The following is a 10607-nucleotide window of genomic DNA, read 5'->3' as shown; positions in this document are numbered from 1 at the left end:
AAAAGTAGCTTAACTGGGTTGGTCAATTTTGGTTGACCACGTCATATATTTTCTTAACCCGTCAGCATATTTGTACTCTTTCATAGTTCGAGGGTCAATAAATACTCTTTTTAAATCATAGTATTCAGAAGACTTGATTGTTCTCAAAGCATCAACAGCATAGTTATGTAGTTCAATTGAGCGAATACTTCCTTTCGTTTTCGGTACCTTCTCAGTTCCTCCCGTAAGGTTAACTCTTATATGAGCCAACTTGTTCGCTAGGTCCAGATCTTCCCATCGAAGACCAAGCAGTTCTCCAGTCCGCAAACCTGTATAAAATGCAAATTGAAAATACTCTCGATATGGGGGCTCGAGTACGGTTAGGATTTTTTTCTATTTCTTGTTCAGTAAAAGGTATGGGCTCGTTAGTAATTTGCTTGTAACGTTCGATATAGACTGTTGGATCTTTGTCTATCACTTGGTCCATAAATGCTCTAGTAAAAATTTGCTTAATGACGTTTCTTGTTTCATTAATTGATTTACCAGAAAGCGAGCTTTCTGATGCCCATTCATCAAACATACTGGCTTTAAATTCAGTCAACAGTAAATGGCCCCAATTGGGTTTGATGTATGAGTTATACTTTTGTGAATATCCTCTAATAGTAGTATGTGACCAGTTTCGCTGTTTCTGTTTGAACCAAATATTTGAATAGTCGTGGATAGTAAAATTACAGCCAGTATCAAAAGCTTTTTGTATTATCTTGCTGTTTGGAAAGCGGCTAGCTATAGCTTTATCGTTTAGAGAGATCGCCATTTTGTATATAGCTTCTTGTTCCTCGATTCTTTTTGCAGCAGTTTTATTGTGTGGTGCTGGGATTGTTTCTCTGAATCGCTCATGGTTCAGTGTGAAATCTATAACGTATCCACCACTCACTTCTTTAACACTCATTTACTTACTCTCCTCTCATCCACTGGTAAATCATTTCGACGATAAAAATTAGCCTTCCGTCAGGGGCTTTTAGGTAGTGTTGTTGCTTTATCCAAACCCCTTTTTTAACTTTCATCCGAATCGCTTCTTTCGTATAGCCCGTCATTTCTGAAAGCTTGTCTGTTGTGACTAATCCGCTCATAAATTTGTACTCCCGTATAAATGAAGTACTAGATTGGTCTTCAATGGTCTGGTAAAACAGATGCCTAACGGGTAGGGAACAGGTTACACAGTCTCAAAATATTATGGATATACAAGAGCTTAAGAGTTCTATTGAAATTGCCTTAGGACACTTCGAAACTAATGAAAAACTTCTTAAAAAGGGTGAGGAAATAGCAAGGGCAGTCTGTGAACTCTCTCTTGGCTATATCAACGAGGGTGTCGGTTTAAAGGATATTTACTTCGATTACTTAGAAATATACAAAGAAGTATGGGGCAAAGAGGTTGATAGCGTTAAAGCGTCTGCTGATATACGAAGACACATGAAAGTTACAAATGAGTGTTTCGCGATAACGAGCTCATTAAATACAAAGCTAAAGGAACATGGAAAATCACCGCTTTCTTTGATTGTTGAATCTTCTACTGGAGGTCGAAAAACACAAATTAGTTTGTCAGTTACACAAACTAAGAACACGACCTACAACTTTAATGGCGAAAATTTAAATGTTCAGTACTCTGCAATACAGCTTCCAAAGGTGTACCCGATAACCGAACCTTTCTTAGATATGGAGTTAAAGCTGTCCAAAGTAATGATTGTTTCTTGTGTTTTGATACTACTAAGTTTAATAGCAATTCTTACTTTACTCGATGTCCTTAATTTGGATGAACGAGTTTTGGAACTAGCCTTGATTACGACTTTCTTTCCAAGTGCTTATTTGCTTTTAAAGCTAAAAGAAATTCTCGATAAAGGTATAACCGAATTGCCCACGTTAATGGCTCCAATTCGAACTAAAAACGCTTTGCTTGTGCTTTATAAAGAGCGAAAAGACGGTAATGTTTCACTCAAAATGCAAGCTGTGACCTTCGAAGCTCAGTGCGGTATTTGTGGTGAAAATATTGTCATAGAAAAAAGCAAAGAGTTTAATGGACGCTTTATCGGTAAATGCACTGTTGCACCTACTGAGCATATTTACTCTTTTGACCACGTTACAAAAACGGGTAAGTTCTTACGCTAATAAGTCAAATTGTTAAAGAACGGGCCAGAGTCAAACGAACTCTGGCATTTGCAAGAATCTAACTGCGTGGAACTTTTCTTTTGCGACTTCCATTGCTTCAACTTCGTTGTCGAAACGAAAGCTATATTTCATTTGTCCGTCCTCTTTACCCATGACATACCAGTCGCCAGGCTTTAACATTTGGAACTGAATCATTGTATTGTGAGTATCAGCAAGATACTTATTGGCTTGTATTACTTGACAACAAGCTGTTTCAAAGTCTATTTCAAATGGGTTAACGTCTTTGAGTTGTGAGCGAAAGCCATAGAATACAGAAACGCCAGTGTAGTCAGGTGCGTTATTGCTATCGAAGATGCTGGTGTTTGCGGTTTTGTTTCGTCCGAAAAGACAACAATCTTTCAATTTTTTTCCACTTCCACAATTATGGAATGCTTAACGGGTCTTTCATTTTCTATTCTCTTTATATGGTGGTTTAGTTTCAGTACAGTTATTTACACAAGTCCAAGACGCCTTCGGCTTTTGGGCCCCTCCCCGCAGGGCGGAGGCCCTCCCAACTGCCTTCGGCTACCCCCTGAGACTTCGTCAACAGTCCGTCCTTCCCAAGGGAAGGGCGGACTGTCAACTCGTTCAGCGGGTGATTCCAAAAGCAGCCATTGTTTGTTTTCGATGGGGTATCTTGCGGAAACAGATAAGATTGTTTTGGGAACATTGTTATATGCATGTTTAGACAGGCTGTCAGGCTCGATATGCTCATACAGTTCTTTTAATTGCTTTTCATATTCTATGGCGAAAGGGCGTTCAGATTTGCGAATATTAGTGCCACCCATCATCAATAAGTAGGCTAGCCAATCAGATGCGTCAGCGGATTGTCTTAGCTTGTTCAATTCAATATCGTCGATGGCATGATTGATTTTTCTGAGTTGCCGCCACAATGAAACTGAGGGTAATCCAAAGAATTGAAACTGTCTGATATTGTAAAGCGAAGCCCATGCAGTAATTTTTGATGCTGATACTTTTGCATCGTTTCCGTAGGTGTCAGTATCTAGAAATTCACCATCTATGTTTTTACAAATGTACTTAGCGATGTACGCTTGTGCAGAGCCTTTATCGCTTGTTATTTTCTCAGCCTTAAAGCGATTCTTTGCCGCACCACGTTCATTTGTATCTTGTTCTAAAGCATACTGATGGAGTATTTCTGTAACTCTGGCTGAATGATGTGGTGGCATAAATAGCATCAAATGCCAATGTGGTGTTCCATCATGATGTGGTTCAACAACGCGTATCCCGTAAACTGTGATGTTTTCTCTGTCAAACTGAGCGCGTGCCTTTTGCCATTGCCCGTTAAGGTAATCATTAGCATCTTTTACCGAGTATGCTTTGTATTTAGGGTTGGGCTTACCTGACGGATAATGGGAATGATACTTGGAGGGTGTGGTAAGCGTGTAAAACCAACTCTCATGCTTTTGCAGTTGTGAGTATTCCTCAGTGCCTTTAATCCTCACCATTAATTCAGCGCGTCTTACTTTGGGGTTTGATACGTTAGAATTGTATACATCAAGCATGGAGACATATTCACCATCTGCGCTGCAAAACCATTTGTTTTGCATGTATTCTTCTGCTTGCGCTTTTTCCCACTGGTGTTGTCTGAGTCTTTCGTCGCTGCAATAAGCGCTTTTCGACTGATTTACTAAATCAAGCTGGCGTCTAATTGATTCCATTTTTTGCGTAGCCAGCGTTTTGAATTTGTTAAACCAAAACTTTTCAGTTCTAAACAGTGTGAGGGCTTCCACATGTGTCATATCACATGGAATAGAGAAACCGTATTTTTCAAATTTGTTTAAGCAGTAGTCAAAAGCTTGTTCAGTAGTTAGGTGAGCGGTATTCCTCAAGCATTGGTTGGCTTTCTGCTTGGCAAAAAGCTTGAGTTCACGAATATCTTTTGAAAGATTCAAGTCAGCTATTTGAAGCTCTTTGCTGAGGTTTGAGAGAAACAGGTTTGCTTGAACATAACTTGCTTGCTTTGAAATTTTTACGTATTTGTGCGCGGCGTCATAGGCAATTGAGGGCATTGCACTAAATAATTCAGCACGAAATTTATGACATTCCCGCGTACCTAAACCATAAGTGATTTGTTCGGGAGAAGTGACAGTCTCGCGACATTCAGGTACAGATTCGCGACACTTTACAGCCCTGTTAAGACCGTTAGAGACCTGTGGTTGGTTTTGATTGGTATCGCCAGAAGTGACGAATTTAAAGGGGGGAAGCGGTCTAGATTGGTCTAGACCGCTTCTGGAATTGGTGGAGCTGGCGGGATTTGAACCCGCGTCCAGAAAATGTCTACCTTTGGTACTACATGCTTAGTTTGTCATTTATTTAACTGCTTGGAACTCCGACAAACAGGATTTCCTTGCAGCTGGCCTGATACTATTTCGCGGTTCACCCTCAGACAAGGTTCCCTCGCTATCCTACTTGGATGACCTTCCGAATCCCCGCTAGCAGGAAAAGACTAGGGTGGAAGGGCCTATACCGGTTATTAAGCGGCTAGTGCGTAAGTTTCGTCGTTTGCGACTATTTAAATGCGGCTTTTTTAAGAGGCCAACCGCTCCTCTGCATGCACCTCCGGCTTCCTAGATCCTGTCGAATCCTAATCAGCCCCGAGTGTGATTTTCAATAATAACACAAATGTCTCAGTGTTAAACGGTTTCTTTTTAAAATTGCTATAAATTTTAAGGGTTTGGCTATATTTCAAACAAAAAATATATCTAGCAATTCAACCGCTTACCGCCTCATATTAAACGTAAGTACGCGACTGGTGTTCACTTGGCTTACTATCGAATTGTTTTATATATAGGGGCGGCGGCTTATTTTTCAAGGGGTGCAGTATGCAAACTGTATAAAAGGCAGGTATGTAAGCCACAAGTTGTGCACTTGCTGTCGAAACTTTTAGCAAATTATTTAGGGTAAAAGTGCGTGTGCAAGGATGCAATTAGCGCTAATAACCATTAAAGTACGTGAGCATAAATAAAAGGCTAGTAGTGTAAATGTCTTCAGAATCCATATTGTATTCCCCCTATAATTTGCCATGCGGCATAACGGTGCGTAACCGTCTTGTTAAAGCCGCTATGGAAGAAAACATGTCGAGTATGGGTAATTTACCCGGCGAGTCGCTCTACGCTTTGTATCGATATTGGGCTCACGGCAATTTGGGTATGGTGATCACTGGAAATGTGATGGTCGATAAGGCGGCGATGACAGGGCCTGGTGGCGTTGCACTTGAAAGCGAAACCGAACTTGCGCCATTTGAAAAGTGGGCAAAGATTATTAAGTCGAACGGCGCGCTTGCCGTAATGCAAATTAATCACCCAGGCCGGCAGGTATTTAAAGCGATGAAGGGAAAAGCGATAGCTCCTTCAGCGGTTCCGCTTGATATGGGTAAGCATTCGAAGCTCTTTGCTCAACCTCGCGAAATGACTTGCCAAGATATCCACGACGTGTGCAAACGCTTTGTACAAACCGCTAAGCAGGCCGAAAAAGCAGGGTTTGACGGTGTGGAAATTCACGCTGCTCACGGTTATTTACTTACTCAGTTTTTATCTCCGCTAACCAATCAGCGTCAAGACGAGTGGGGCGGTTCTATAATCAATCGCGCTCGTTTATTAATAAATATCGTCAGCCAAGTACGTGCAGTGTGTGCCAAAGATTTCATTGTGATGGTTAAGCTTAATTCTGCTGATTTTCAGAAGAACGGTTTTTCTTTTGATGATGCGTGTGAGGTGGTTAATCGCCTTGAAGCGCTTGGAGTGGATGTGGTTGAACTTTCTGGTGGTAGCTACGAAGCGCCAGCGATGCAAGGTCAAACCCGCGACGATACTACATTGGCACGAGAAGCCTATTTTCTTGAATTTGCGCATGCACTGGAAAGTAAAACCGACATTCCACTTATGACCACAGGTGGTATTAAGCGCGCTGAAGTTGCCGAGCGGGTAATTCAGCAAGGCTGCGAACTGTAGGTTTAGCCAGTGCGCTCGCCATTACGCCTGATCTTGCAAAGAAATGGCAACAGGAATGGAGTTATTCAGGCATTATTCCCCATTGCGCTTGGAAAGATAAATCCCTTGCCAGTCTTGCCAATATGGCTATGGTGCGAAGACAGTTAAGGCGTTTAGGAAATAATTTAACAACGCTAAGAAACCCTTCTCCGCTGTGGAGCCTTATTCTAGATATGTTGCACCGCAAGAAAATGACAAAGCGAGACGTGAATTAATGCAACTTAAGGGCACACTCAGCTGTTAGTTGATTCGCTCCGCCAAAAAGAAAACCAAGGGCTTAGTGATTTATTTGCTACAGCGAATAGAAAAACACAGCGTTAAACGCTGTGTTTCATCATCCGTTCTTTCTGGCGCTGCCAGTCTTTGTCTTTTAAGGTGTCGCGCTTATCGTGGGCGTGCTTACCTTTAGCTAAGTGAATTTCTAGCTTCACCCAACATTTCTTCCAATACATGGAAGTAGCGACAATAGAGTAACCCTGGCGGTCTCGAGCACCCATTAAGCGATCTATTTCACGTTTCTTTAGCAGCAGTTTGCGGGCGCGCTCTGGTGCTGCAACCACGTGGGTAGAGGCCTGATTCAACGGACTAATTCTACAGCCCACTAAATACGCTTCGGCGTTTTGAATAATAATGTACGCGTCAGTGATATTAACTTTACCTGCGCGAATACTTTTAATTTCCCACCCCTGAAGCTCCAGACCTGCTTCGAACTTGTCTTCTAGAAAATAGTCGTGACGCGCCTTTTTATTTTGCGCGATATTTCCAGAGGTGTTTTTGTTGGCTTTGTTCTTTTTCATACTCGCTATTATACTGATTGTTCGGGGGAATGTCTTTAGTTGTCATTAATAACTCATATGGGGGCATTTGGTTCAAAACCGAATACAAGCGAAGCAATTTTTCTGTGATACAATGCCGCCAATAGTTTTAATAGTAGTGGAATCAATGCCAAGTATTCATAGAAGCGCGCTGGTAGCACATAGCGCAGAAGCCATGTTTAACTTAGTAAACGATGTAGCTTCTTACCCTGAGTTTTTACCAGGTTGTACCGATAGCAAAATTCTCGACACATCTACGCAAAGCATGAAGGCTTCTTTATTAGTGGCCAAGGCAGGTATAAAACAGTGGTTTACTACCCACAACGTGTTAGAGCCAGGCAAGAGCATTCAGATGCAACTTATCGATGGGCCGTTTCGCTCACTAACAGGTGGATGGACGTTCTCTGCGCTTTCTGAAGAGGCCTGCAAAATTGAACTTAATTTAGAGTTCGAATTCAGCAATAAGTTGGCTGAAATGGCGTTTGGAAAAGTGTTTAATAGCTTAGCCACAAGTATGGTTACTGCGTTCACTGAGCGTGCTAGGAGCGTTTACGCATGAGCAATAAACTCATTAATATTGAAGTTGCCTATGCATTGCCCACCAAGCAAGCCATTGTAGAAGTGGCTATTCACGAAAACGCGACGGTTGAAGAGGGGATTGCTGCTTCAAACATTACCGAGCAGTTTCCAGAAATTGATTTAAAGGCCGCTAAAGTTGGCATTTGGAGTCGCGTGGTTAAGCTTCGCGATACCCTGTCAGACGGCGATCGTATTGAAATTTATAGACCGCTTATTGCCGACCCGAAAGAGATACGCAAGCGCAGGGCTGAAAAAGCAAAGGAAGAGGGCAGGGCTGATAAGGTAACGGGCGGGAAAGTAAACCCGCTTAAGGCGAAGTCTTAATTGCTTTCTAATTAACAACAGAAATAAAAATGGCCTTCAAATTGAAGGCCATTTTGTTAAGAAGAATACTATTTAGCTTTTTTCTGAAATGCTGCCTAGTTCCAAGAAAGGTGAGGCGTCGATGTCTTCTGCATCCATCATGCTAGCGATACGCTGAACGGTTGCTACCATTTGGCTTTGTTCCCATTCTTTTAGCTGAGAAAAGCGCTCAACGAAATGCTCTTGTAACGGACGAGGTGCATCCACTACCGCTTCCTTACCGCGTTCGGTTAAGAAAACGCCGACCTTTCTTTTGTCTTGCGTACTTCTAATGCGAGTCGCTAAATCCCGTGATTCTAGCCTATCCAGAATATTGGTAATAGTTGCAGGGCTTAAGTTAATATTCTCTGCAATTTCGCGCACCATAATACCAGGGCGCTCTTCAATGTTCTGCATAACCAATAGCTGCGGGCCTGTTAGCCCCACGTGTTTGCTTAGCTGCTTGCTGCGTAGGTCTACAGCGCGAATTACGCGCCGTAGTGCCACTAATAGTTCTTCTTCTTTTCGCATGTTACTTCCAACAAATGCGCAACCCTTTAGGGTTACTTAAGCAAATGAATAAAATGTTGGTGTTTATGATAGTGATCGATCACGTCATTAATAACCGAAATTTTCGACCAGCCCATAATGTCATAGTTTTGACCACCTTCACTTAGGTGTACTTCGGCGCGATAGTACGTGGCCTTTTCGTTTTCGTCCAGTCTTGGTGTGTCAGTTGGACCAAATTCAGGCTGTTCTGTCGACGTTGGATACACCGCATAAACGAATTCCGGGTCTCCTCCTAATTCGACTGTTAAGGTAAGAGCTTCCTCGGTATCCTCAATTCTTACATCGAATTGCTGTTCTTTAAACTCTTCACCAACTTCAGTCATGGCAGGTTTAACCACCTTGTTGATGTAGCGTCTTACCGCTTTCTCATCTGGGAAGGTAACAATGTTTTCTAATCGTTCTTTCCAGTTTTTGTCAGAGTCACTATGCTGTGGCGAGCCTGCCAGCACCATTAAGCTTTCTCGCTTATAAGATTCTATACGCAGTGCTTTCAATAGCCCGGATATGGCAATAAGCAAGACAATAGCAAATGGCAGTGCAGCGGCAATAGTCATGGTTTGAAGTGCACCTAATCCGCCAGCATATAGAAGTATAGAACTCACAATACCTACACCAACTGCCCAGTAAACACGTTGCCATAGTGGGGTGTTGTTTTCACCGTGTGAACACAGCATGTCGACTACCATTGCGCCTGAATCACACGAGGTTACAAAGAATATAATCACCATAAGTACGGCGATAAAGCTCAGTACTGAAGAAAAAGGAAACTGTTCTAAAAATACAAATAGTGCGACGGAGGTATCGTCGTTAACCATTTGAGCAAGTACATCTTTTCCTTGTACCAAAACTTGGTCGATAGCACCGTTACCGAATATGGTCATCCAAAATAGGGTAAACGCTGAAGGGATAAGTAGTACACCGATAACGAATTCGCGAATAGTACGGCCGAATGAAATACGCGCTATAAACAGGCCTACGAAAGGCGCCCATGCTAACCACCAGCCCCAGTAAAAGATGGTCCAGCCACCAATCCAGTCAGTTTTCTCATAGGTGTATAAGTTAAAAGTGTTTCTCACAATGTCAGACAGGTATGCGCCAGTATTTTGCATAAAGGCCTGTAGCAAAAATACCGTTGGACCTAAAAACAACACGATTAACAGTAGGATAATAGCCAGCACCATGTTGGTTTCTGAAAGGCGACGAATACCTTTGTCCAGTCCAGTGGTAACTGAAATTACTGCTAAGCCAACCACACCGGCCATAATGGCAATTTGAACGCCTGTATTAGAAGGCAAACCAAACAAATAGTTAAAGCCAGCATTAACTTGCGATGCGCCAAAACCAAGAGACGTTGAAATACCAAATACCGTCGAAGTAACGGCAAATATATCAACCACATGGCCTGGCCAACCGTAAATCCGGTCGCCGATAAGTGGGTAAAGCGCAGAACGAAGCGTTAGAGGTAAGTTCTGTCGGTAGGCAAAGTAGCCGAGTATAAGCGCTACCACTGCATAAATAGCCCAAGCGTGAATACCCCAATGGAAAAAGGTGGTTTTCATGGCTTCTCGTACGGCGTCTATACTTTCTGCCTGTGCAGTGGGCGGGGCCATAAAGTGCATTAATGGTTCAGCTACACCAAAGAACATGAGTCCGATACCCATACCTGCAGCAAACAGCATACTAAGCCAGGTGCCAAAGCTAAATTCTGGCGTAGCGTGGTCAGGGCCCAGTTTAATTTCCCCGTAGCGAGACATCCCTAAATACACTACTGCGAGAACAATAATCGTAACCGTTAATACGTAAAACCAACTACCGTTAGATACGATTACATCCTGCAATTTTTGGAAGATACTGTCTGCTAGTTCAGGCGTACCAGCAGCGAAAATAAGTAAACAGATTATTAAGGCAGACGATGTTAAAAACACCGGCTTGTTGAGTGGAGATTTATTTTCTGTCTCAGTCACGCAGTAATTTCCTTTCACCTTTGTTTGAATTTAGGTTAATACGTTGAAATATACAGCATGGAGCACTTTTTATAAACATCAGATGAAATAATTCGATTTGTATGCATTTGTACTGCACTTATCCATCAAACTTAATTTTGGGTGAA

11 protein-coding genes, 1 other RNA gene and 1 pseudogene are annotated in these 10607 nt (G+C 42.3%); 4 read left to right on the top strand and 9 right to left on the bottom strand.

Annotated elements, in window-relative coordinates; translation table 11 throughout:
- Nucleotides 1-9: 9 nt before the first annotated feature.
- Genes ACX5J7_RS05560 through xisR form a run of 3 tightly spaced genes read right to left on the bottom strand, consistent with a single transcriptional unit; the run spans nt 10 to nt 1109 of the window.
- Nucleotides 10-306, bottom strand: coding sequence for a site-specific integrase (locus ACX5J7_RS05560; protein WP_498706376.1), 297 nt, complete (start codon nt 304-306; stop codon nt 10-12).
- On the bottom strand, nt 230-928 hold the full coding sequence (locus ACX5J7_RS05555) for a tyrosine-type recombinase/integrase (RefSeq protein ID WP_498706375.1): 699 nt from the start codon (nt 926-928) through the stop codon (nt 230-232). Before ACX5J7_RS05555 ends, ACX5J7_RS05560 begins: the two co-directional genes overlap by 77 nt.
- A 4-nt stretch (nt 929-932) precedes the next feature.
- Nucleotides 933-1109, bottom strand: coding sequence for an excisionase family protein (xisR, locus tag ACX5J7_RS05550; RefSeq protein WP_062087227.1), 177 nt, complete (start codon nt 1107-1109; stop codon nt 933-935).
- 103 nt (nt 1110-1212) lie between these two features.
- On the opposite strand from xisR, the gene ACX5J7_RS05545 reads away from it, so the two are divergent.
- Nucleotides 1213-2142 (top strand): hypothetical protein, encoded by a 930-nt coding sequence (locus ACX5J7_RS05545; protein ID WP_498706374.1) that lies wholly within the window; start codon nt 1213-1215, stop codon nt 2140-2142.
- Between the two features lie 30 nt (nt 2143-2172).
- Here ACX5J7_RS05545 and ACX5J7_RS05540 read toward each other — a convergent pair whose 3' ends face one another.
- The 3 genes from ACX5J7_RS05540 to ssrA all read right to left on the bottom strand — a co-directional run bounded on the left by ACX5J7_RS05540 (nt 2173) and on the right by ssrA (nt 4798).
- Nucleotides 2173-2544 (bottom strand): hypothetical protein, encoded by a 372-nt coding sequence (locus tag ACX5J7_RS05540; RefSeq protein ID WP_498706373.1) that lies wholly within the window; start codon nt 2542-2544, stop codon nt 2173-2175.
- Between the two features lie 89 nt (nt 2545-2633).
- Complete coding sequence (locus tag ACX5J7_RS05535; protein WP_498706371.1) at nt 2634-4211, bottom strand: replication endonuclease; 1578 nt, start codon at nt 4209-4211, stop codon at nt 2634-2636.
- Nucleotides 4212-4438: 227 nt separating this feature from the next.
- Nucleotides 4439-4798: a transfer-messenger RNA gene (gene ssrA, locus ACX5J7_RS05530) on the bottom strand.
- 385 nt (nt 4799-5183) lie between these two features.
- On the opposite strand from ssrA, the pseudogene ACX5J7_RS05525 reads away from it, so the two are divergent.
- Nucleotides 5184-6406 (top strand): annotated as a pseudogene (locus ACX5J7_RS05525) (NADH:flavin oxidoreductase/NADH oxidase family protein).
- A 102-nt stretch (nt 6407-6508) separates the two neighbouring features.
- Here ACX5J7_RS05525 and smpB read toward each other — a convergent pair.
- Nucleotides 6509-6988, bottom strand: coding sequence for an SsrA-binding protein SmpB (smpB, locus tag ACX5J7_RS05520; RefSeq protein ID WP_012518302.1), 480 nt, complete (start codon nt 6986-6988; stop codon nt 6509-6511).
- Nucleotides 6989-7133: 145 nt separating this feature from the next.
- On the opposite strand from smpB, the gene ACX5J7_RS05515 reads away from it, so the two are divergent.
- Nucleotides 7134-7565, top strand: a complete 432-nt coding sequence (locus tag ACX5J7_RS05515; RefSeq protein ID WP_012518303.1) for a type II toxin-antitoxin system RatA family toxin — start codon at nt 7134-7136, stop codon at nt 7563-7565.
- Nucleotides 7562-7909, top strand: a complete 348-nt coding sequence (locus ACX5J7_RS05510; protein ID WP_012518304.1) for an RnfH family protein — start codon at nt 7562-7564, stop codon at nt 7907-7909. Before ACX5J7_RS05515 ends, ACX5J7_RS05510 begins: the two co-directional genes overlap by 4 nt.
- A 72-nt stretch (nt 7910-7981) precedes the next feature.
- Here the strand turns inward: ACX5J7_RS05510 and ACX5J7_RS05505 are convergent, their stop codons facing one another.
- Both ACX5J7_RS05505 and ACX5J7_RS05500 read right to left on the bottom strand, forming a co-directional pair.
- A complete protein-coding gene (locus ACX5J7_RS05505; protein ID WP_012518305.1) occupies nt 7982-8458 on the bottom strand; it encodes a MarR family winged helix-turn-helix transcriptional regulator in 477 nt (158 codons plus the stop codon).
- A 32-nt stretch (nt 8459-8490) separates the two neighbouring features.
- Nucleotides 8491-10461, bottom strand: coding sequence for a BCCT family transporter (locus ACX5J7_RS05500; protein WP_012518306.1), 1971 nt, complete (start codon nt 10459-10461; stop codon nt 8491-8493).
- Nucleotides 10462-10607 lie beyond the last annotated feature (146 nt).

The organism is Alteromonas infernus (genome assembly GCF_902705815.1).
Note: the sequence above shows the minus strand (reverse complement) of the source record. Positions and strands in the feature narration are given on the sequence as shown.

Excerpts from the sequence above, each read along its gene's own strand:
- ACX5J7_RS05555 (WP_498706375.1), bottom strand. The coding sequence starts at position 928 with ATGAGTGTTAAAGAAGTGAGTGGTGGATACGTTATAGATTTCACACTG.
- xisR (WP_062087227.1), bottom strand. The coding sequence starts at position 1,109 with ATGAGCGGATTAGTCACAACAGACAAGCTTTCAGAAATGACGGGCTAT.
- ACX5J7_RS05545 (WP_498706374.1), top strand. The coding sequence starts at position 1,213 with ATGGATATACAAGAGCTTAAGAGTTCTATTGAAATTGCCTTAGGACAC.
- ACX5J7_RS05535 (WP_498706371.1), bottom strand. The coding sequence starts at position 4,211 with ATGCCCTCAATTGCCTATGACGCCGCGCACAAATACGTAAAAATTTCA.
- smpB (WP_012518302.1), bottom strand. The coding sequence starts at position 6,988 with ATGAAAAAGAACAAAGCCAACAAAAACACCTCTGGAAATATCGCGCAA.
- ACX5J7_RS05515 (WP_012518303.1), top strand. The coding sequence starts at position 7,134 with ATGCCAAGTATTCATAGAAGCGCGCTGGTAGCACATAGCGCAGAAGCC.
- ACX5J7_RS05510 (WP_012518304.1), top strand. The coding sequence starts at position 7,562 with ATGAGCAATAAACTCATTAATATTGAAGTTGCCTATGCATTGCCCACC.
- ACX5J7_RS05505 (WP_012518305.1), bottom strand. The coding sequence starts at position 8,458 with ATGCGAAAAGAAGAAGAACTATTAGTGGCACTACGGCGCGTAATTCGC.